Origin of the sequence: Paenibacillus tritici, from assembly GCF_018207515.1 — a bacterium.
Lineage (GTDB): Bacteria > Bacillota > Bacilli > Paenibacillales > Paenibacillaceae > Paenibacillus_AQ > Paenibacillus_AQ tritici.
In genome coordinates this window covers 2,122,077-2,144,699 of sequence record NZ_CP073365.1, presented here as the reverse complement: position 1 = coordinate 2,144,699, position 22,623 = coordinate 2,122,077, and the positions used below count along the sequence as shown (strand labels likewise).

The 22,623-nt window shown below is 52.4% G+C and carries 19 protein-coding genes; 3 read left to right on the top strand and 16 right to left on the bottom strand.

All coding sequences use genetic code 11. The annotated features are described in order from the left end of the window. Positions 1-26: 26 nt before the first annotated feature. The 11 genes from KDC22_RS09040 to thrS form a co-directional block, all read right to left on the bottom strand. Positions 27-1,475 carry a sensor histidine kinase gene (locus tag KDC22_RS09040; protein ID WP_211722788.1) on the bottom strand — a complete coding sequence of 483 codons (1,449 nt, stop codon included), beginning with the start codon at positions 1,473-1,475 and terminating at the stop codon, positions 27-29. 1 nt (position 1,476) lies between these two features. Continuing rightward, on the bottom strand, positions 1,477-2,163 hold the full coding sequence (locus tag KDC22_RS09035; protein WP_173137982.1) for a response regulator transcription factor: 687 nt from the start codon (positions 2,161-2,163) through the stop codon (positions 1,477-1,479). Positions 2,164-2,292: 129 nt separating this feature from the next. After that, on the bottom strand, positions 2,293-3,960 hold the full coding sequence (locus KDC22_RS09030) for a S1C family serine protease (protein ID WP_211722787.1): 1,668 nt from the start codon (positions 3,958-3,960) through the stop codon (positions 2,293-2,295). A 260-nt stretch (positions 3,961-4,220) separates the two neighbouring features. Next, positions 4,221-5,432 (bottom strand): MFS transporter, encoded by a 1,212-nt coding sequence (locus tag KDC22_RS09025; protein ID WP_211722786.1) that lies wholly within the window; start codon positions 5,430-5,432, stop codon positions 4,221-4,223. A 160-nt stretch (positions 5,433-5,592) separates the two neighbouring features. After that, positions 5,593-6,588 (bottom strand): ROK family protein, encoded by a 996-nt coding sequence (locus KDC22_RS09020; RefSeq protein ID WP_173138209.1) that lies wholly within the window; start codon positions 6,586-6,588, stop codon positions 5,593-5,595. Further along, positions 6,569-7,243, bottom strand: coding sequence for a response regulator (locus tag KDC22_RS09015; protein ID WP_211722785.1), 675 nt, complete (start codon positions 7,241-7,243; stop codon positions 6,569-6,571). The genes KDC22_RS09020 and KDC22_RS09015 overlap by 20 nt, the downstream gene beginning before the upstream one ends. A 51-nt stretch (positions 7,244-7,294) precedes the next feature. Further along, positions 7,295-8,362 carry a HAMP domain-containing sensor histidine kinase gene (locus tag KDC22_RS09010; protein ID WP_211722784.1) on the bottom strand — a complete coding sequence of 356 codons (1,068 nt, stop codon included), beginning with the start codon at positions 8,360-8,362 and terminating at the stop codon, positions 7,295-7,297. After that, entirely contained in the window at positions 8,363-9,442 is a 1,080-nt protein-coding gene (gene liaF / locus KDC22_RS09005) for a cell wall-active antibiotics response protein LiaF (RefSeq protein WP_211722783.1), read from the bottom strand. A gap of 241 nt (positions 9,443-9,683) precedes the next feature. Continuing rightward, on the bottom strand, positions 9,684-9,830 hold the full coding sequence (locus KDC22_RS09000) for a hypothetical protein (protein ID WP_211724293.1): 147 nt from the start codon (positions 9,828-9,830) through the stop codon (positions 9,684-9,686). Between the two features lie 130 nt (positions 9,831-9,960). After that, entirely contained in the window at positions 9,961-10,686 is a 726-nt protein-coding gene (locus tag KDC22_RS08995; RefSeq protein WP_211722782.1) for a 3D domain-containing protein, read from the bottom strand. An 83-nt stretch (positions 10,687-10,769) separates the two neighbouring features. Then, the gene (gene thrS / locus KDC22_RS08990) at positions 10,770-12,707 is read right to left on the bottom strand and encodes a threonine--tRNA ligase (protein ID WP_211722781.1); all 1,938 of its coding nucleotides are present in this window, start codon (positions 12,705-12,707) and stop codon (positions 10,770-10,772) included. A gap of 139 nt (positions 12,708-12,846) precedes the next feature. Here thrS and KDC22_RS33760 point away from each other — a divergent pair, with 139 nt between their 5' ends. Next, complete coding sequence (locus KDC22_RS33760) at positions 12,847-12,972, top strand: hypothetical protein (RefSeq protein WP_281424971.1); 126 nt, start codon at positions 12,847-12,849, stop codon at positions 12,970-12,972. A gap of 208 nt (positions 12,973-13,180) precedes the next feature. Here the strand turns inward: KDC22_RS33760 and KDC22_RS08985 are convergent, their stop codons facing one another. The 3 genes from KDC22_RS08985 to KDC22_RS08975 form a co-directional block, all read right to left on the bottom strand. Further along, positions 13,181-13,354, bottom strand: a complete 174-nt coding sequence (locus KDC22_RS08985; protein ID WP_211722780.1) for a type II toxin-antitoxin system antitoxin — start codon at positions 13,352-13,354, stop codon at positions 13,181-13,183. A 13-nt stretch (positions 13,355-13,367) separates the two neighbouring features. Beyond that, on the bottom strand, positions 13,368-14,210 hold the full coding sequence (locus tag KDC22_RS08980; RefSeq protein ID WP_173137993.1) for an SPFH domain-containing protein: 843 nt from the start codon (positions 14,208-14,210) through the stop codon (positions 13,368-13,370). A gap of 126 nt (positions 14,211-14,336) precedes the next feature. Beyond that, a complete protein-coding gene (locus KDC22_RS08975; RefSeq protein ID WP_211722779.1) occupies positions 14,337-18,800 on the bottom strand; it encodes a bifunctional 2',3'-cyclic-nucleotide 2'-phosphodiesterase/3'-nucleotidase in 4,464 nt (1,487 codons plus the stop codon). Positions 18,801-19,010: 210 nt separating this feature from the next. On the opposite strand from KDC22_RS08975, the gene KDC22_RS08970 reads away from it, so the two are divergent. Then, complete coding sequence (locus KDC22_RS08970) at positions 19,011-19,337, top strand: hypothetical protein (RefSeq protein WP_211722778.1); 327 nt, start codon at positions 19,011-19,013, stop codon at positions 19,335-19,337. Then, positions 19,325-19,861: an HAD family hydrolase gene (locus tag KDC22_RS08965; RefSeq protein WP_211722777.1), complete on the top strand. Its 537-nt coding sequence runs from the start codon at positions 19,325-19,327 to the stop codon at positions 19,859-19,861. The genes KDC22_RS08970 and KDC22_RS08965 overlap by 13 nt, the downstream gene beginning before the upstream one ends. A gap of 189 nt (positions 19,862-20,050) precedes the next feature. Here KDC22_RS08965 and mqnC read toward each other — a convergent pair whose 3' ends face one another. Then, positions 20,051-21,187, bottom strand: a complete 1,137-nt coding sequence (gene mqnC / locus KDC22_RS08960; RefSeq protein ID WP_173138001.1) for a cyclic dehypoxanthinyl futalosine synthase — start codon at positions 21,185-21,187, stop codon at positions 20,051-20,053. A 216-nt stretch (positions 21,188-21,403) separates the two neighbouring features. Beyond that, positions 21,404-22,570 carry a PLP-dependent transferase gene (locus KDC22_RS08955; RefSeq protein WP_173138003.1) on the bottom strand — a complete coding sequence of 389 codons (1,167 nt, stop codon included), beginning with the start codon at positions 22,568-22,570 and terminating at the stop codon, positions 21,404-21,406. Positions 22,571-22,623 lie beyond the last annotated feature (53 nt).

Genomic DNA, 22,623 nt, shown 5'->3' with positions numbered 1-22,623 from the left:
GTAATAGGAATCCTTATAATTATACCCTATTCCAGCGGCGGGGCAAAGAGAAGCGGCAGCCAGATCACAAAGGTTGTCCCTTCCCCCTGACGGGTGACCACCTCGACAGAGCCCCCATGCTCCTCAATAATCCACTTGGCAATGGACAGTCCAAGCCCGATGCCTTCAGTGATGCCTCTCGACTCATCGGCACGGTAGAAGCGGTCGAAGATATGCGGCACCTCATCTTTATCCATCCCGATTCCTGTATCGGCAATGCGGATGCCCACCTGATTCTGATACAAGACCGCGTCCAGCGTAACCTGACCCGCAGGTGTGTATTTGAACGCATTATCAATGAAAATAAACATCATCTGCTGCAGATAATCCTTGTTGCCGAGAATATATTTGCCGTTCAAATGCCCCAGCTCCCCTACAGACCACTCTGCCTCACGCGGCAGGAAGGACGCCCGGCGGGCCACTTCGGTCATCATCGGCTCCAGTGCTACCGGCTCAATCTCGAAGGTCCGGCCGGTATCCGCCCGGGCCAGGGACAGCATATCCGCCACCAGACGGCTCATGCGCTTCGATTCATCAGCGATATCCTTCACGGATTCTATGGAGAGCTGGCGGATTTCCGCCTCGGTCATCCGGCTGTCATCCGGCTCCATCTCCCATATTTTCTCCAGCAGATCAATATTTCCGCGGATCGTTGTAAGCGGTGTCCGCAGCTCATGCGAAGCATCCGAGACGAAGCGGCGCTGTGTCGCGTAAGCCTCCTCCAGTCCCGTATAGAAGCCCTCCATCCGCCCGAGCATACTGTTGACCGTCTCGATCAGCCGCCCGATCTCATCCTCCGGCCCGTCGTATTCGATCCGTGAGCTGAGGTCTGTTCCGGTCTGTATCCCGTTGGCGGCCTCAATCACCTTGCCGATCGGGCTCATCGCCTTGCGGGCCAGAAATAAGCCGAAGGTGAAGGCGGCAAACAAGGTAGCCAGGGAACCGGCAAGCAGAATATTCTTCAGTCGGTTGAGCAGCGTGACTTGTTCGCCAGTATATACGGCAACCTGAAGCACAGCAGGCATACTGGTGTTGTTGATGTTAATATCAAGCGCCGTCTGATAGATCAGAAAAGGATTGCCGCCATAGCTGGCCTGTAGGTATCCCTCCTGGCTCTGAAGATCCTCCTTGGCAGGGATCTTGAATTGCAGACTGATCTCCGTCATGTTCGGACTGGGGATCAGCCTGTCCAGATCATAAATATACATTTGAGCAAACAGACTCTGACCCGCTGGACCGCCAAGCACCGGCTGCAGGGTGCCGTCAACGTTCAGACCCGGCTTGAGCTCCACCTGATGGGACTGGCTCAGGAGCCGGTTCTTCAGATCACCGTACGTATTGATATAGACAAAGCCGTAGATCACGCCCGACAAGACCAGCAGCATGACGGCAAGAATCCCTGAATACCAGGCAGTGAGCCGCAATCGTATGGACATATTAGTCACCTCTTAGGATGTAGCCGGCTCCCCGGATCGTCTGAATCAGTCTTTTGCCGCCATGCTCCTCCGTCTTCTGGCGCAGCATGGCAATATACACCTCAAGCACATTCGATTCCCCGCTATAGTCATACCCCCAGATCTTGTCCATGATCAGATCGCGGGACAGCACCCGCTTCGGATTCTGCATGAACAAATGCAGCAGCTCAAATTCCTTCGCAGTTAGCTCTAGACGGCGGCCTGCACGGGTTACTTCCCGCGAATCCACATCCAGCGTAATATCCTCATAGGAGACCGCCTGATCAGCGCTTCCGCCCTGCTCGCTTTTGCGCCGGAGCAGCGCCCGCACCCGGGCCAGCAGCTCCTCCAGGGCAAACGGCTTCACTAGGTAGTCATCCGCGCCGAGGTCCAGCCCCTTCACCCGGTGTTCAATTTCGTCCTTGGCAGTCAGCATTAGCACGGGAACACTGCTGCCGCCTTCACGCAGACGGCGGCACACCTCGAATCCGTCCACCTGCGGCATCATAACATCCAGGATGACTACATCGGGATCACTGTTCAGTACAGCGCGCAGGCCATCGGCCCCGTTGGCCGCTGTTTTGACATCATAGCCTTCAAAGGCCAGCCCACGGCGCAGCATGGAGATTATTTTCTCATCATCATCAATAATTAGTATATTCGGTCGCATCCGGCAGCCCCCATTGTCTATTTCATATATCTCTATTGTATCAGATGCATCCGTCTCTCCGCACCCGCACTCAGGCAGCAAAAGCGGAAGGGTTCCCCCTCCCGCTGTGCCGCTCACCGTCCGGTAAGCTTATTGCTTCTGATTCTGCGTAGTGTCGAAATCATTTTTGTTGCCGATGGTTACCGGAAGCTCCAGCTTCTTGCCGTCACGAACCACATTCAGGGTCACCTGATCGCCTACTTTAAGTGTCTGAATATAAGTGATCAGATCCTGGCTGGTCGCATAGTTCTTGCCGTTCATCCCTGTAATGATATCGTAAGGGCGCAGATCTGCTGTATAAGCCGGTGATTTGAAGACAATCTCAGCCACTACGGAGCCTTCTTTAAGGTCTGTACCCATTTGCTTGGCTAGTTCATCGGTAATCGTCATTAGAGTAGCACCAATGAAAGGCACCGGCTCCTTAGGTATTTCCTGATTGGCTTCGAGCTTATCCACAACGCCTTTAATGGTATTTACCGGAATGGCAAAGCCGATACCCTGGGCATCCCTGCTAACAGCAACATTCATGCCGATAACCTGGCCGTTCAGGTTAAGCAAGGGTCCGCCTGAGTTCCCCGGATTAATTGAAGCGTCGGTCTGCAGCAGATTCTTGTAGGTGACTGTACCGCTGCCGTCTTCTGCGGCGATGTCAATGCTGCGGCCTTTTGCACTAAGTACCCCTGCTGTAACTGTATGGTCAAAGCCCTGCGGGTTACCAATCGCCACTACCTCTGAGCCGACTTTAATACCGTCGGAATCACCCAGGGCCACATGAGGGAAATCCGATCCTTCAATCTTGAGTACAGCCAAGTCCAAATCCTTGCTTGAGCCCAGCAGCTTCGCTCCGTAAGGCTTGGTGTTGCCGTCCACTGTAACCTGAATCACATCGGCATTATCCACCACATGCTGGTTGGTAAGAATGTATCCGTCAGCATTATAGATGAAGCCTGTGCCGACTCCATAAGGAGTGAGCTGTGAGGAATCCGAATTATTCGATTCCGGCTGAGATTGTGAGTTCGAGCCGGAAGAGCCTCCTCCGCCGAACTGGTCACCGAAGAAGAACTGGGAGAACGGATCACTCATATTCGGATTGCTGCTTCTGTTTCTGGAGTTGCTTGATTTCACAAGCGTCTCAATTTTAACCACTGCAGGTCCTACTCCGTCTACAACGCTGGATACATCTCCCGACCCGGTCACCAGAGCGGCAGTGGAGGTAGAAGGTGTAATGTTAGGATTGCCGTTCGCAGTCTTGGCTGTCGTATTACTTACGATGCTAGATGCCGCCTGATCTCCTGTGAACCAGTTGCCCCGGTCAGCCATGAACATGGAACCGGACAAGACAACCATTCCGGCGAGAAAAGAAATCAATACCGCTTTGACCGGCTTCTTCGGCTTGCGGTTGTACTGCCAGCTGTTGTTCCCCTCCGGAGAATTACCGCCGCGTCCGCCGTTCCCGTCATTGCCTGTGGTGCGAAGCGAGGTGTTATAAGGCAGTGACTTCACCGGCTGTGGCGGTGTAACCTCCACCCGCTCCGGTTCACGGCGGTTATAGTGCTGCGGATCATTGCTGTTCATGTCGTCGTTGTTCAAGGATTTGAAAGGTCCGTAAGAATAGTAGTAAGAGCCGCCTTCTGTAGAGGAATCAGTGCTGTTGTTAGGATTGTTGTTATTATTCACGGTACTGCTATCATTAGTGCCCCACTCACGATCCGGTCCCGGTTCATGATCACGATTGAAGTTGTTTTTGTTATCGTCCATGTTTGCTTTCCTCCCGCGCCTTGCCGTGTCAGGCAAAGTGTTATTTGTTTTCTTGTTCTTATTGTGTACTTTAAACCTTAAGGTCACATTAAAAACAATTTAAGCGGAGATAAAAGATACATAGACGATTGCGATTTCATTGCTCGAACAGGTCCTCTATTGTGCGGATCGGCTGCACCTCCATCGGCTCATGGAATGCTGCCAGATGAGCATAGGCTGCCAGCCAGATCATTGCACATACCAGGATATAAGCCATCGTTTTATTCCCTCCCTAACGCAGATTGGCCCAGAAGCCGGTTCACTGTCTCCGCACTCCAGAACATCAACAGCAGAAGAGCAAGCGCAGTAAAGGGGAACACGCCTATGCCGGTACGCACAGACAGAAGCCCGAACAACGGCGGAATTAATGTGGTTCCCGTATACGCTACGGCCATTTGATACCCGATTAAGCGGGCGGAGTTCTCCCTGCCGAACCGGGCAGGTGTCTCATGCAGGAGTCCCGGATAAATAGGAGCAAGGCCTAAGCCAATCAATATCAGGCCTGCAAGGGACAGGCTTGGATGGAGCGGCAATAAGAGAACCACACCGCCGGTTATAGTCAGCAGCTGGCCGTAACGGATAAGCAGGCGGTTAGGAACCTTCAAGGTTATGAAGCCGGTGGTTAACCGGCCTACTGTAATCCCGGCGTAGTACAAGGAAATCCAGACCGCCGCCTTCTCAGGCGCAACCCCTCTGGAGCCAACCAGATAGCTGGCACCCCACAGTCCAACCATCGCTTCGATGCCGCAATATAACAGGAACGTCAGAAGAGTGGGCCGCACTCCCCGCAGCCGGATGGTGTTCGCCTGCGGCCTGATTGCCGGCGTTGCTTCTGCAGGGGCACTGTCGGTAAGCGCTGCGGAAGGCAGCGGCTCCCGCGTGGCCGCTACCTTCTTCCACAGAGGCAGAGTCACTAACAGAATGATGGCGAACAGGAACTGAATAGCCGCTACCACCGCATAACCGCCTCTCCAGGACTCGGGGCTTGCCAGTTGAACCGCCATAATCATCGGCCCCAGGGTAGCTCCCACCCCCCAGAAGCAGTGCAGCCAGCTCATGTGGTGGGCCTTATAGTATGCGGCCACATAATGATTCAGCGCTGCATCCACTGCACCTGCCCCAAGGCCAAGCGGAATAGCCATCACTATGAACCACAGCACGGAGGGCGATACGGAGAAGCCGAACAATGAGGCTGCCGTAAGAAGACAACTGACAAAAGTAATCCGCCCTGTCCCCAGACGCTCCACCATGAGGTTACTGAACAGGCTGGACACAATGGTCCCTCCCGCAATAATCATCGAGATGATTCCTGCCGATCCAAGCGACGAGCCCATCTCCGGCCAGATCACAGGCCATGCAGAGCCAAGCAGAGAATCGGGTAGTCCCAGACTGATAAACGCCAGATAGATAATGATCAAAAACCATGTAGTCAAAAATAATCCCCCTAAGCAATACTTAATATATATACTTTATAAAGTAATTATACTAAGTATGTAACGCCTTCATCTCCTTGTCAAGGAATCTATTCATATCTCTATAAAACAACAAAAAACCCTGTGATTACCAAGGGTTTCCGTTGTTAAAATGATCATGCTAGGCTGAACCCGGCTCCAGCTCTTTCAGGGTCAGCCTGCGCAGACCGCTCTCAAAATCCTCTTGAAAGGTATGCTCCGATACAACCTCCGGATAGATGGGCATAGGGTACCGAAGCTGATAGGCTTGCCAGGCGGACATCCAGACTTCATCCTCCACTCTGTCCTGATAGATCACAATTCTGTCCGGGGCCAGAACCGCATTCACTGTTTGAATGATTCTGCAAATGGCCTGAGTGAATTTCCCTTCGGTCATCTCCAGGCTCCAATCCGGCATATCAGGCAGGAACTTCACCTCTCCGGACATGCCCTGATTCCCTCTTAGAAGAGTCCCGTTCAGGTAGATCCCCATACCAGGCGGGTACCCGTTCGGAAAGTAGAGACCCAGCAAATATTGTTGCTCACCTTCCCTATGCTTCAGGCAATACCCGCTGACCGCTGCATTCACATCATTCTCCACCAGGATCGGGAGTCCGTACAGCGACTCAATCTCTTCAATCAGCCGCGAGCCCGTCAGCTCCCGCAGACTGCTGACTTTAATTTCACCGTTTACCGCCTGCCCCGGAATGCCTATGCCGATCACCTTGATCGAAGGATACTGGCCCAGAGCATGTTCAATTATTTTATAGAAAAAGTCTCTTTCAAAGACCGGGATGATATGCTCATCCTTCATCTGAATATCGTCCTTCAGGTTTACAACGGTAGCAGAAACCAGTACCTGGCCCTCTTTTTCTGTCAGGTACATCACCAGCGCAAGGCTAAAGTTATAATTATAGCGGTAAGTCTGCGCAGGTCTGCCTCCGTTGGATGGCACCACCAGGTCTTCAAACAGCTCCCCTAACTCGGACAGTTCCTTGACTAAGGAGTTGATGGTTACGACACTCAGCTTGGTCCGTGAGGCTAACTGTGGTTTGGTAGCGGTCTCCATACGTTTCATCACTTGACGCACATGGTTCAAGTTAATTTCCTTCATTAAGTTAGCGTTCGCTATTGAGATGGCCTCCTTGCGCCCAACCCTTACGGTGGGCATAGATTGCAAGCTGGGTGCGGTCATCCAGCTCGCATTTCATCAGCAGGTTGCTGACATGGGTTTTGACGGTCTTGATACTGATATGCAGCTCCTCGCCGATATCCTTATTGGTCTTGCCTTCGGCGATCAGCAGCAGCACTTCCTTCTCCCGTTCGGTCAGGCCGGAGGAATCGCCCTGCACGGTACGCTGGCGGATACCGCGGGTCAGGGCCTGTGAGACATCCCCGGTCATAACCGGCATGCCGCGATAGGCGCCTTGCAATGCGTAGATGAGCTCTTCTGCCGAGACGGTCTTGAGTACATAGCTGACCGCCCCCGCCTCAATCGCATCGACAACCAGATCATCCTCCAGGAAGCTGGTCAGGATGACAATTTTGAGCCCGGGGAATTCAGCCAGCACAGCGCGGGTCGTCTCGGCCCCGTTCATGACCGGCATCATCAGATCCATCAGTACCAGATCCGGCAGCGCTTCCTGTCCCAGTTCACGCAGCATCCTCAGCGCTTCATGCCCATTGGCCGCTTCCCCGATCACTTCAAACATCGGTTCCAGCATCAGATACGTTTTGAGGCCCATCCGCACCATATCGTGATCATCTACTAGCAGTACTTTAACGAGACTCATTCTGTTTTCCCCCTACAAATGGTGTACGCTTAATGCTTCCTGAAGACGTCCTTACACTTCTTCGGAATCGGCTTCCATCTCGGCACCGGTTGCCTCCGCGTGGCCTTGGACGAACTTTGGAATATGTACGCGGATGGTCGTTCCCGCTCCCCTGCGGCTGATAATCTCGACTTGGCCGCCGAGCTTCTCGGCACGCTCACGCATCGTCGTGAGGCCGTAGGAGCCTTGCTTATGCTGCACATGCTCGAAGCCCTGCCCGTCATCGCTGATGCTCAGCACGACCTGCCTCGTCACCTCGCGCAGCGACAGGCTGACTACGCGCGCACCGGCGTGCTTCACGATATTCGCCATCGACTCCTGAATAATCAGGAACAGCTGATGCTCAATCGCTTCGGACAGCTCTCCCTGCAGTTCAAGCTCTTTCACCCCTTTGAGCCCATTCTGGCGGCAGTAATCCGGGAACCACTTCTCCAGTGCCTCGAACAGTGTGCGCCCTTCCAGCTCCACCGGACGAAGCTGTGCGATCAGCGCCCTCATCTGTTTCTGCGCCATCTGGGACATGCTGATCAGCTGATCCATGACCGTCTGCCCGTGCTCGGCGCTGCGTTCAAGCACTTTAGGCAGCGAAGAAGCGGACATGTGAATAGCGAACAGCTGCTGGCTCACCGTATCATGCAGATCCCGGGCCATACGCCTCCGCTCTTCCAGTACCGCGCTCTCCGCCGCCTTTTCTTTCTCAATGACTTCCTGTTCCCCGAGCTGCTGGAGCCGCTTCATCTTCTTCTCCACCGTATCCATCATAATGTTGAATTCATGATAGACCTGGGCAAAAGACTGGTCTTCGCTCACCGGCATCCGCACGGACATATTCCCTTTGGCTACCTGCAGCATATTCAGATCCAGATGATCAATCCGTCTCTGAATCCGCTGCCCGGCGATATAGCCGATAATTACCGTGAACAGCACGATGCCCAGACACAGGTAGATCCACATTCTCGTGTCCACTACCTGGATGTAGCCCAGGCATGTCCCGGCATACATCAGTCCGGCCGTCACCCCGCCGCTAAGCAGGAAATACACCAGCAGCATCCATTTGGTGTTACTGAAGATCATCCCCATCTAACCCACCGTTTTGACTTTAATGTCACCGATGACGCAGCTCACATTGATGCGCACTTTTTTGCCGGCTTCCTTGTAATAAGGGGATTTGCACTGCACATTGCTCATGAACCCGCTGCGCGACTGCTCCAGCACCTGCATATCCCCGATGAACGAGCTGCCGGTAACCGCAACGCCCAGATCCATATCCTCTGGAATATAAATCTTAATATCGCCGACAAAGGCCGAGACATTAATCTTCGTTTCGCCGTAAGGAATCTGTGCATTGGTCAGGTCCAGCACTGTATCTCCGATGAACTGCGAGATGTTGGTCCGCTTCAATTGAAAATGCTCACGGCCCATATGCACATCGCCGATAAAAGCCGAGCGGTTCGTCGCGTCCTTATCATGTCCGGAATTCTGAAACTCCTCATGCCATTCGCCATGGCGGCGGGCATGCCGTTCCTGACGCTCCTGGCGTCTGCGCTCATGGCGCTCCTGCTTCTCCTGCCAGCGGGCATCTGCCGAGGAGGAGTGCTGGCTGCCTTGCCCGTCTTCAGCACCCTTATGCAGATAATCATCCCAGTTCCGGTCAACGCTGCCTGCCGGCTTGCCGAATTTCTGCTCGAACTGCTGGTCGAGCGTAGATTCCAGCGGTCCCGGCGGCTGCACATCCAGCGGACCCTTGCCCGGTCCGGGCGGATAGTAATCCGGTGGTGAAGGCGGTGCCGGTGGAATCGGCGGAGTGTTGCGCCGCGGCTTGAAGATGACGGCCAGGCCGCCGCCGATCAGCATAAACGGGATCAGCATTTTGAAGAAATCGCCTGCGGAGTAGTAGAACCAGTCTAGATTCCGTCCCAGGAAGAACAGCCCGATGGCCAGAAAGAAGAAACCGCCCAATGTTGCAGAGAATCTCGAATGCTCCTCATCCGGAGACAAAAACCGCTTCAGCCCCATCAGGATTAGAATAACCGGCCAATAGGTGGAGATCAGTGAGCCCAGGCTAAAATCAGTGTAACCCATCTGCCGGAGCAGGAATAATCCCCCCAGACCGATGAGAATCAGTCCTCCAAGAACCTGGCTGGTGAACCTTCGTTTCATAATGTCGTGCCCCCTTGTCGTTAGTACGTATCTTCCATGTGTCGCTTATAGCCTTAGTCTACAGGAAGAATGCAGCAGAGAACAGCGGCGCGAGTAGGAAACAGTCCTCGGTCTCCAGACTGAGGCACTTGGGATTATATGTTAACCGTCTTGTTCTCATTAAAAAAACTGCCCTTCCAGCCCGTAATCCGGACATGAAAGGACAGTCTTGTTACCTCATAGGCTTACCGGAATCCCAGCATTACTGCTGCGGTTTCTGAACCGGCTTGGCAAAGGTATTGCTGCTTTGCTTAGTAGCACCGTCATTTTCAACAGCGAACTCTGCATTGAATTTTTCATTAGGTGTTTTGAAGTTTTCTTGTACCTTTGGTTTCTTGGAATTGGCCACGGAAATCACCTCCCTTATTACTCGAAGAAGCAAGTGTTTTGCCCCAGTCGATATTATGGGAAGCGGCAGGCTGTATTATGCATTTTCACGTGAAAATAAATTCATACTTCCAGGTACTGGAGTATCATCCCTAAATAACTTCTTCCAGCAAATACTGCGGAACCGCTTTATAGGTCTGGATCGCATGGCCAAGACTCTTCAGCATACTCTCGGTACATTTTCCGTTGCCGCGCTTGATGAGCTGAACCACAACCGTCTTCTTGCCCCATTCCTTGTAGACCTGCTTGGTGGTACGGAAGTAGAGGTCGATCTTCTGTCCCTTAATCGCTGATCCGGTATCGGCCACAATCGCATATCCGTAACCCGGTATATATAAAATACTTCCCAATGGCAGAACTCTCGGATCTGCGGCAATCGTGGATACGGCATTCTTATCCCGGCGTACTTTAACTCCAGAATACGTAATTCCATATTCAGGATGCTTCGCAGTCTTACCTGTAGACTCATACCCGGCTGTATACCCGGTCGCCGTTACTTTCAGTGAAGTGATAATCTGCTCCGGCGCCGGTGCGGCTACCGGTTCAGATGCCGGAGACTTGACCGCTGTCTTAGGCTTAGGAGCTGGCTGAACGGATCTGGAAGATCCACCCAGACGGGATGCTGCACCTGCTTGCTGAGACTGAACCTGTGAATGCTGTGGCTTGCTGCTGCTGCCAAGTTGTCCTGCAGTGTCTTCCATCCCTCTCGCCTGAGCCAACTTATGCGAATAATCCGGGTAGATCCCGGCTGCGGTCAGCAGAAGAACGATGGTGACGAAAAGACACCAAAACCTCTGGTATAAGCCCATTTTGTTCATTAGTTAAACCCTCCCCATATAACGAGGGTTTCCCTTTTCACAAAATTCTATACATGCTTATAACAGAGGCTCATTGGGATCATCTAGATTACGCGTTCCGCGACTTCCTGTGCCAGCGAGTCAATGGCTTCCTGCAGCGGCCGGGCACCGATATCACCTTCGCCGCGTTTGCGGATGGATACGCTGCCTGCGTTCATCTCGTTCTCACCGACAACGAACATGTATGGAAGCTTCTCCAGCTGTGCTTCACGGATCTTGTAGCCCATCTTCTCATTGCGCAGATCCACTTCCGCCCGGATTCCGCTCCGCAGCAGCTTCGCTTCCACTTCCTTGGCATAATCGTCAAAGGCTGACGATACCGGAATAATCTTCACTTGCTGCGGGGACAGCCAGAGCGGCAGTGATCCGGCAAAGTTCTCCAGCAGGAACGCTACGAAGCGTTCCATGGTTCCCAGAATCCCGCGGTGCAGGACAACCGGGCGGTGCTTCTGTCCGTCGTCGCCGACATATTCCAGCTCAAAGCGTTCCGGCAGCAGGAAGTCGATCTGTACCGTCGATAATGTCTCTTCTTTGCCCAGAACGGTCTTAATCTGCACATCCAGCTTCGGACCATAGAAGGCCGCTTCGCCTTCGGCTTCATAGAACGGCAACCCGGCTTCTTCCACAACCTCACGCAGCATACGCTGTGCAGTCTCCCACATCTCATCGTTGGCATAATACTTCTCGGTATCCTTAGGATCACGATAAGAGAGGCGGAACCGGTAATCTTCTATACCGAAGTCGCTGTAGACCTGCTTGATAAGTTCCAGCACGCGGATGAACTCGCCTTTGATCTGGTCCAGACGGCAGAAGATATGCGAGTCATTCAGCGTCATGGAGCGGACGCGGTGAAGACCTGTCAAGGCACCGGACATTTCATAGCGGTGCTGAATTCCAAGCTCGGCAATACGGATCGGCAGATCGCGGTAGCTGTGCATCGAGCTCTTGTAGATCATCATATGATGCGGGCAGTTCATCGGCCGAAGCACGAACTCCTCATTATCAATCGTCATCTTGGGGAACATGTCTTCCTGATAGTGCTCCCAGTGTCCCGAAGTTTTGTACAGCTCTACGTTACCCAGTACAGGAGTGTAGACATGCTGATACCCAAGGCTTGCTTCCAGGTCCACAATGTAACGCTCCAGAATGCTGCGCAGCTTCGCGCCCTTAGGCAGCCAGATCGGCAGGCCTTGTCCAACCAGCTGGTTGAAGGTGAAGATCTCCAGCTCTTTGCCCAGCTTCCGGTGGTCACGCTTCTTCGCTTCCTCCAGCAGGCGCAGATGCTCATCAAGCTGAGCCTTCTTGATCCAGGCTGTGCCGTATACCCGCTGCAGCATCTTGTTCTTGCTGTCTCCGCGCCAGTACGCTCCGGCCACATTCATCAGCTTGAATACCTTGATCTTGGCAGTGGACGGCAAATGCGGCCCGCGGCACAGGTCGAAGAATTCGCCTTGCTCATAGATGGTGATGACACTGTCCTCAGGCAGTGCTTCAATCAGCTCCAGCTTGTAAGGATCACCCAGCTCGCCGAAGCGGTCCAGCGCTTCCTTGCGGCTGACCTCATGGCGCACAATCGGCAGATTCTCCGAGACGATACGTTCCATTTCCTTCTCAATCTTCAGCAGATCCTCAGGATTAAGCGGATGCTCCAGATCCATATCGTAATAAAAGCCGTCTTCAATCACGGGACCCACGCCCAGCTTGACTTCTTTCGTGCCGAACAGGCGTCTTACCGCCTGGGCCATCAGGTGAGCGGTACTGTGACGCATCACTTCCAGACCTTCCGGTGAATCCAGTGTTACGATTTCTACCAGATCGCCTTCCTGTAGCTGTGCGGACAGATCTACGACGATACCGTTGATTTTGCCGGCTGCGGCGTTCTTGCGCAGTCCGCTGCTGATCGAGGCGGCTACATCATCAATGCTGCTGCCGTCTGCGTATTCCCGGACCGATCCGTCCGGAAGCTTGATATTTACTGACATTGTTCTTCCTCCTACAAGTTAGTTAGCATACACACAAAAAACACCCGTCCCGCAAAGGGACGAGTGATTGCACCCGTGATTCCACCCAAATTCGATTCATCCTCGCAGAAGCTGCTGATCGTGTGACCGTTCAGCGGCAATGCAGAGTATAATCCTTCGTCAGCATGGGGTAACGGCCATGAACCGGCGGTTCTTACTATCCATGAAGAAGGTTCCGAAGGCCGGAATCCATCAGGAGTTCATAACCGCAGCTACAAAGGGGTAAACCAATAGCCGGTACCGGAGGAAATTACAGCCTGAGGTTTCCTCTCTCTGAAACGGTCCAAAGCAATGATTCATATCTTTGTCAAAGCAGATAACGTCAATTACGGTAATTATAAATCTCCGCATATCTTCCGTCAAGTGGAAACGGATGTACCCTCCTTATATAAGGAGGGTACCGTTCCAGCGAAGAAAACGCACTGCCCGGGGGATTATTCCTCTTCCCGGCGTTTTTTAACCGGCAAGCGGCCTGCACGCTTCAAAGACTCACGCAGCAAATATTCAATATGTCCATTTACGCTGCGAAATTCTTCTCCCGCCCAGCGTTCCAGTGCTTCGTGCAGGTCGGGATCGATCCGCAGCGGAAAGCTTTTTTTGGCCGCCATAAGATTACCACCTTTAGTATAACGAGCCGGCGTTGATTACCGGACTTGCACCGCGCTCCGACACAATCGCCACCATCAGATTGTTGATCATCGCCGCCTTGCGTTCTTCGTCCAGTTCAACCACACCGCTCTCTTTGAGTTGACGGATCGCCAGATCCACCATGCTGACCGCACCTTCTACAATGATCTGCCGGGCCGACAGAATGGCGGAAGCCTGCTGGCGCTGCAGCATCGTGCTGGCAATCTCTGTGGAATAAGCCAGATGGGTCAGCCGGGCCTCAATAACCTCTACGCCGGATAAGGACAAGCGCTCCTGAAGTTCTACCGCCAGTTCTTTGGCAATTTCATCCGCATTGGCCCGCAGGGACATGCCAGACTCATTGAAGTTATCGTACGGGTACTTGCTGGCTACATGACGCAGTGCTGTCTCACTCTGAATCTCCACGAATGCCATATATTTATCCACATCGAACAGCGCTTTGGCCGAATTAATGACCTTGAACACAATGACTGCAGCAATCTCAATCGGATTCCCTTCCACATCATTGACCTTCAGCTTCACGCTGTTGAAGTTGCGGACCCGCAGCGATACGGTCTTGCGGATGCTGAATGGAATGACTGCGAACAGGCCGCTGGCTGCAATGGTACCCACATATTGACCGAAAAAGGTCACTACCACCGACTTATTCGGCTGAACCACGGTAATGCTGGTACATAGAACTCCCGCCGCAACAAACAGCAGCACAGACAATGCCACATATTCCTGAACCGCAACGTAAATCCCGCCTCCGATGCAAATAGCAATCAGAGCGATAACCCAGAAGCCGCTGACCGGACGCAGTAGTTTCTCCTTCATAATGACGCCTCCATACGATATGTATTTGATATAATAATGATATCACTTTTGGATATAGATGTAAAGAAAAAAGTCCGTGCAGCATACGCACGGGCCTTGGCAAATATATAAACTCAGCAGCTTCTATTATGAAGCTTGGTTCTCCAGCATACGGAAGATCATTACGGCAGCCTGGGCGCGGTTCGCAATACTCTTCGGTGCGAATCTCTGGGCATCCATGCCGTTGATAATCCCGGCCTTGGTCAGCGCAGCCACCGCCTGCTGGGCGTAAGGCGCAATCTTGGCCTTATCGGTAAACTTGTTCAGCGTGGCAGTGTCAACCTGCTGAAGCTGATCCTTGAGGGCATTGGCGATCATAATCGCCATCTCCTCACGGGTAATCTCACGGCCCGGCTCAAACCGGCCGTTGCCGGAGCCTTGCACGAGACCTGCATTCACCGCCGCAGCGATCGTATCGGAGTACCAGGCTCCCTGTTTCACGTCGCTGAATTTCGCAGGTGCTGCATTGTTGCTTAAGTTAAGCGAACGAACTAGCATGGTTACAAATTCCGCACGGGTCACACTCTTTGCCGGAGCGAAGGTTGTGCCGTCCATGCCTTTGATAATCCCTTTGGCCGCCAGCGCATTGATGGCATCCACAGCCCAAGCGACTTTGCCTAAGTCCTTGAATGCTACAGCTGGTGCTGCCGGACTTGGGGTAGGTGCTGCCGTTGCAGCCGGTGCCGGAGTTGCTGATGCGGCCGGACTTGGCGTGGCCGAAGGCGATGCCGTTGGTTTAGGTGCCGCTGTTGTAACCGGTCCAGGGTTAGACCCTGGGTTCGGATTAGGATTAGAGCTGGGACTAGGGCTGGCACTCGGGTTCGGAATAACCGTTCCAGGGTCTTTGTCCACATTGATAATCCGGCCTTCAATAGCAGCCGTAATGGCGCCGCCTTTGAAAGTATCGACGATGTAATCATAGAATACATCCAGGTCAATCGGACCGGCCAGCGAGGCGCTTGCCTGTGTCAAGACCTTGTAATTGTCACCGCCTGCAGCCATGAAGTTATTGACTACGGCTGTATAGCTCTTGGTCATTTCAATGGGTGTTCCATCGCTTTTGGTCAGGTTAGCCACGCGTTCAGCAACCGGCAGATACATGTTGGCTGTATATTTCAGACCTGATATTTGCAGGGTCTTCGTGTCTGCTGTTCCGTCTGCCTTCACTGCCCATTGCTGCTGCAGCAGTGTCTTGATCTGCTGGCCGGTCAGCGTCAGCTTCACCAGCGTATTGCCGAACGGCTGGATTTTGGCCAGATCCCCGAAGGCTACATTGCCTTTCGGAAGATCGGCACGGATACCGCCCGGATTCATAAAGGCAAAATCAGCAGGACCTGCAGCGCCGTCTTTGAAATCAGCCTGACGCATGGCGTCCGCAATCAGATTGCCCAGCGGAGCTTCCTTCAGATATACATCTGTACGGGTCACTGTGCCGTCTGTTGTCCCTACGGGCTTACTCAGCTCGGGGTGCTTGTCCAGGTAATGCTGGACCAGTGCCGCAGTCTCGGCATCCGGTGTAACGTTCTCTTGGAACGTAGTGATTACAGCAGCCGATTTGCTCTTTACTTTTCCTGTGTCAGGATCAATAGCCAGGCGGATGTCTTCGTAGGCAGTACCGTAAGAATACGCCTGAACCACCAGCTTGCCGTTCACCATATCATTAGCATAGGCGTGATTGTCGCCCGCCACGATCACATCTACCGGGGAATTAGCCGGAAGAGCATTCGCCAGATCTACCGCTTCACCGGTAGAGACATTTTTCTTGGTTGCGGCGTCTGTTTTGGTTGTTGCCGGGTCATGGGCCAGGACGATAATTGTATTAACGCCCTTCCCCTTCAGTTCAGCAGCATATTTCTCAATAGCCGCCACTTCCTCCCCGGCACTCAGGAATTTCACACCGGCTGTACCGGCTGGCGATACCTTGCTTGGGGTTGCTTTGGTAACGACTCCGATAAATCCGATTTTGACGCCGCCAATCTCTTTGACCGTGTAGGGCTTGATCAGCGGCTCGCCGCTCTTGGCATCCACCGCATTGGCATTGATATAATCGAAATTCAGCGGTGCATGAGTAATGAGCGGATTAACCGGGTCCACCCCGCCGAAGATCTGAGCCTTCATCGCGGCAACGCCCTGATCAAATTCATGATTACCCAGTGTACCTACATCGAACTTCATCATGTTCATCCACTCCAGCGTCGGCTTATCGCGCTCCATCGAGGATACTGGGGCAGAAGCTCCGACGGAGTCCCCGTTGTTGAACAGCAGGGTGTGGTCGTATTGCGCACGCGCTTTTTTCAGATAGGTAGCAAGAATTGCAGCAGTTCCTACCGGCTTACTCTCTGTACCCACAGTGACATAAGAGGTAGTATCCAATTGACCGTGAAGGTCATTGATTCCGAGCAGGTGGACTTTGATGTCCCCGCTAAGATCCAGGTTGTAGACTTCAAAGCCCTTGATGTCCTGTATTCCGGTATCGGTAATATTATCATGCTTCGGAAGGACATTCTTCGCCTTAGGCGAGGAAGTGAAGGTAACCTTCACATCTCCTTCGATTGGAGCAATGGACCAGTTATTGTCTGCCGGATGGTTGACCGTTCCAGCTTCCTTGATGTAATCCATCAGCACCTGACGGTTCTCTTCAATCGTATCCAGAACCATGGTCACGCCGGAAGCCCCTGCTTTGATGCCCGGGAAATTCCCGCCGCCGCTTGCCCGGTAATTATTGGTAACGACAAGGAATTCCTGTTCCAGATTAAGCGGCTTGTCATCGTAGGTGATTGAGGTAACCCGGCTGGAAGCTGGGTCATTCACCGTGCCGTCCACGTTGTACTTGGCGTTCTTGGTGACATCAATCTTGTACTTAATTCCATCAATAACATCGAAGTTAAACACAGAGAATTTGGAGTTAAGCAAGGCTTGCGGCTCCGAAATGGCCGGATCAATGCGGTTATACGCACCTGCGCTCATCTCAAGCCATTCTTTGACCGCAGCACCCTTGACCTTAATCACCTTCAGCGTGTTGTCATATAGATACAGGTCGCTCGCACTGCGGATGGTCAGCGGTCCTGCTTCAATCTCAGTGTACTCGTCCGGGCCATTGCGTCCTGCCTTGAACGGTGCGCCTACACTCAAAATAGGCATTCCCTGGTACGCAGCCAGTGCCGGATCGGATTGGATCAGCTTCTCGGCATAGTTCTTCTGCGCATAGGTAACGATCTGAACTGTCGGATCATCCTGTACCAGTCCGAAGAAGCTGTTCATCGGCACATCTGTCTGTCCGAGCGGCTGGTTGACATAGTTAATGGTAGCCTGATGAGCGCCTTCGATTACTTTGCCGAGTTCAGCATCCGGCTCTACATTGGAGAGGTTAACCTTATTCTCTATCCGGTAGATCGAACGGGTGGAGGAGAGGGAATTCGGCTTATCGGCCATCCAGTGCCCGCTTCTATTCGGGTCCGGCACCACCGACAGGTCGATCATCCCCAAGTATCCGCCGCCGAATCCGGCTTGGACCGCGGGAACCCCGTTGATCTGGCCTTTGTCATTGTCAATGCCTGGCAGAGGAGCCTTACCGGAAGCATCCTTGAACGAAGCATCCAGCAGATCTACGCTCGCAGCAGGGAACACCTTATGGGTATGAGAGAAGGTAATGGCATCAATCCCCTCCACCTTGCTAAGTGCGTTGATGTCATTCTCGGATCCGTCGCCCAAAGCTGCTTTGGAATCATACCCCGTGTGCGCCATCGCAACGATGATATCTGCACCGGCTTCCTTCATCTCCGGAATAAATTTAGCGGCGGTGGCAGCGATATCCTTGGTGACAACCTTGCCCTCAAGGTTCAACTTGTCCCATTCCATGATCTGCGGAGTAACCAGGCCCAGGAGCCCGACCTTTACGGTATGCTCCACGTTGCTGCTGTCGAGCACTTTTTTGTCCAATATAATATATGGGGTGAAGTAGTTGACATCATTGGCTTCATTGCTGTCTTGATCATCGACATACACATTCGCATTAATAAAAGGAATATTGGTATATTCATAGGTGGCGGAAGTAGCCGAAGTAATGCTCTCAAGATAAGGAAGGCCATAGTTAAATTCATGGTTGCCGAGGGTTGCAGCATCGTATTTCATTGTATTCAGCGCCGCAATCATCGGATTGATCTGCGTAGTTCTTCCTTCGGCATCGACCTGCTTGGAAGCAAGCGTTCCGAGAGGTGTCCCCTGAATCAAATCACCGTTATCCAGTAAAAGGTTATTAATCCCTTTGGCTTCAGCCCGGGCCTGCTTCACCAGCGTTGCCGTCCGGTCGAGTCCCACGGTTACAGATCCGCTGTTCTTAAAGTAGTCCCAGCCCATCACATTGGTATGCACATCCGTAGTGCTCATCAGACGCAGGTTGATGGCCCCTGATGCAACCTCTGCACTCCCGGCCGCTTCTGCCTTCTCCGCTCCAAGTACTGAACCGGCAACGACTCCGCCCAGTACCTGAGCCGTAATCACAGTGGTAGCCAATAGTGAAGCGACAGGCTTGTTCCAACGCTTTTGTCCCATAGAATCTTATACCCTCCCAGTTAATCTCTTTAAATTGACCGTCAAAGCGTAACATATTAAATACAAATGAATCTATCAGATTGGGTTAACGGGGATTGCGAGTTTTGTAAATTGTGACACGATCATTAACGGGATGTAAACTTGGAAGCGAAGGGGAAATTTGGAACTGTAGAAGCGATAGCGTTACAATTGGTAAAAGGAGGGTTAACCTTGGACGAGGAAAAGAACACCCATGAGGAGTTTTTATGGCTTAAAGCTGAGAAGCGAGCTCTCTCCCTGCAAAATATACGCTGGTTTGAGGAAATGCTTACGTTTGATACTTTGCGGGAAGCGGAAGAGTGGGTAATGAGCGATGCCTACAACCGGCTTGGGGAAGGCGAGTATGACGGCTATCGGACCAGTGATCCTAAGCTGGCGTTTGCGCTAGTCTATAACCTGACACGGTTGAAGACTCTGGGGGGCGCTTCCTTCAATACTATCTATGCCGATGAGGAGGTGCGGGATGGACACATTGTGTTTAGGGTATGGGTGAATTAGGAAAAAAACAGATTAAATTCAGGAGGATTGAGATGACTATAAATAAACCAGTACGTGGTATATTTTTCGATCTTGGCTGGACGATTTTCCGCCCTGCAACAGGGGATTGGAGAATAACAGTGAAAGCTTTGGAATATATAAACCCACAAATCCTATGGTCTATACCCCAAGATACATTTAACACTGCAATTTCAAAAGCAAATGAATACGTCAAAAATGAAATTTACAAAACTGAAGAGGAAGAGCTTGAAAGGTATATCAATTACTATAGAACCCTTGCTGAATGGTTACCTGAAATTCACATTACATACGAACAAGCTGAAATCATTGCATATGATAGAGTGTATAACGATTCTAATTATGTTTTTCTGGATCATACAACAAAGACACTTGGAGATTTGAAACAAAAGTATAAGCTTGGAATTATTTCAGATACAGACCCATCCATCAAAAGGGTTCTTAAAAATGCCGGTATTTATGATTATTTTGATAATATGACACTTAGTTTTGAACTGGGAGAATAGTATTAGTCCTTTCAAGACCGGATTCGCAAGAAAGCACCGAATATCTAAACATCCATAAGCTATCCGAATTATCATTGTACTTATAAAAGACAAATAACGCTTATCCATAACTAATCCTCGCCTTACGGATTAATATTAAATAAGCGTTATTGTTATCCTATTATGCCAAAAGCACCCTATAGCTAGCCTCTAGTTCTGCATTACAAAATCATTGTCGATCTTCGCATTCGCATCATCGAACACCCGCAGGATGTCGTAGCGCGTGTTGCGCTGCGCCGGGATCTTGCCTGCTTCGCGGATGAGCTGGGTGATTGACTCGATGTTGACCTTGTGGGTTGCGCCCGCCGAAGAAACTACGTTCTCCTCAATCATCGTGCTGCCGAAGTCATTGCAACCGTATTGCAGGGAGAGCTTGCCCACCTCAGGACCCATCGTTACCCAGGAAGACTGGAAGTTCTTGATATTATCCAGCACCAGACGGCTGATGGCTACAGTCTTCAGATATTCCTCCGGTGTCTGCCGGTCAAGCTTCAGGTTCGTATTATCCGGCTGGAAGGTCCAGGAGATGAACGCCAGGAACCCTTCGGAGTCGTATTTGTTCGCAATACATTCATCCTGCGCTTCACGGACACGCAGCAGATGCAGCGCCCGCTCTTCCATGCTCTCGCCCAGCCCGATAACCATCGTGGCTGTCGTGTTCATGCCGATCCGGTGTGCGGTCTGCATGACATCCATCCACTCGCGCCAGGAGCCCTTAAGCCGGCTGATCTTGCGGCGTGTACGGTCGTCAAGAATCTCGGCGCCTCCGCCGGGCAGGGAATCCAGACCTGCGGCATGGATCTCACGCATCACCTGCTCCAGCGGCAGACCGGAGACCTCCACCATCTTCATAATCTCCGCCGGTGAGAAGGAGTGCATCGTAATCTCCGGGAACCGCTGCTTGATGCCGCGCAGAATATCCGTATAGTAGCTGAACGGCAGATTCGGATTCGTGCCGCCCTGCATCAGAATCTCTGTCCCGTTCACACTGATTGTCTCTGCAATCTTCTGATAGATCGTTTCATCGGGAAGCACATAGCCTTCCTCAGAACCCGGTCTGCGGTAGAAGGCGCAGAAGCGGCAGTACACATCACATACGTTCGTATAGTTAATATTGCGGCCGATGACGAAGGTAGCCAGCGGGTCCGGGTGCCAGCGCTTCATAATAATATCTGCCGCCGCCCCCATCTTCTCAATTTCATTGCTCTCGAACAACGTGATCGTGTCTTCCAATTGAAGACGTTCACCCTTAAGTGTCTTATCCAGAATAAGATCAATTGCACTCATCGTTGACGGCCTCCTCTTAATCTATGAAGTTATATAAATTTTTATCATTTTATTAACCCGTTCCCCCATCGTATCACAATCCGCTGAGCTTGAAAAATCTTTTAGGGCCAGAAATGAGATTACGGTCCTGATACAAAGTCAAACAGCAGCACCTTGGGCGCTGCTGCTCTAATCCTATGCTGATCCGGCTTAGCCGGACGGAGGGCGAATGCTGTTCTACTCCAATTCGCTCCGGGCGGCTTCCAATGCCTGCGTAAGATCAGCGATCAGATCCTCCACATGCTCGATGCCGACCGAGAAACGCAGCAGCCGGTCATCTACGCCGACCGCATCGCGGATTTCCGCAGGAATATCGGCATGGGTCTGCACCGCCGGGTAGGTCATCAGCGATTCCACCCCGCCGAGACTCTCGGCGAAGGCAATCAGGCGGATATGGCGGAGCAACGGCTCCACGTATCTTGCATCCTTCACCTTGAAGGAGAAGATGCCCGTGTTGCCGGAGGATTGGCGGTTCTGAATCGCGTACCCCGGATGGTCCGGCAGTCCCGGATGGAAGACTTCGGCAATCGCCGGATGCTCCAGCAGATAGCGGGCGATGGCCAGCGCATTGCTCTCATGCCGCTCCATGCGCAGGGCCAGTGTCTTCATCCCCTTCATCAGCTGATAGCTGTCATTCGGGGCAAGAACGGCTCCCAGGGAGTTATGCAGCACAGCCATCTCTGCCGACAGTTCCGCGCCCTTGGTAACAATAAGCCCGGCTAGTACATCGTTATGCCCGCCCAGATATTTGGTCGCACTGTGAACAACAATATCTGCCCCCAGCTCAAGCGGACGCTGGAAGAACGGAGTCAGCAGCGTGTTATCGACAATCGAGAGCAGCCCGTGATGACGGGCCCAGGTACATACCGCTTCAATATCCGTAATCATCATCAGCGGATTGGTTGGTGTCTCAATGAATACGCCCTTGGTGCCCGGCTGGCGGGCCGCCTCCAGGCCATCGAGATCATTGGTGTCCACATACGAGGCGCTGATGCCGTATTTGGCGAGAATCCGTTCGAGCAGCCGGTAGGTTCCGCCGTACAGGTCCAGTGATACAATGAGATGATCCCCTTGTCCAAACAAGGTGAACACCGTAGTCAGTGCAGCCATTCCGGAGGCGCAGGCGAAGCCGGCATCCCCGGATTCCAGTGCTGCTGCTGCATCTTCGAGCACAGTGCGGGTAGGATTTTTGGTGCGGATGTAGTCAAAGCCTGTGCTCTGTCCAAGTCTAGGGTGACGGAAGGCCGTCGCATGATAAATCGGATAATTAATCGCCCCGGTGGCGGGGTCCTCCATTGAACCAATCTGTGCCAGTCTGCTCTCAATTCTCAGTTTCTCATCCATCTCCACTGCCTCCTAAAAGTTTGTGTGCGATAACCATTGCTTCTATATATAAA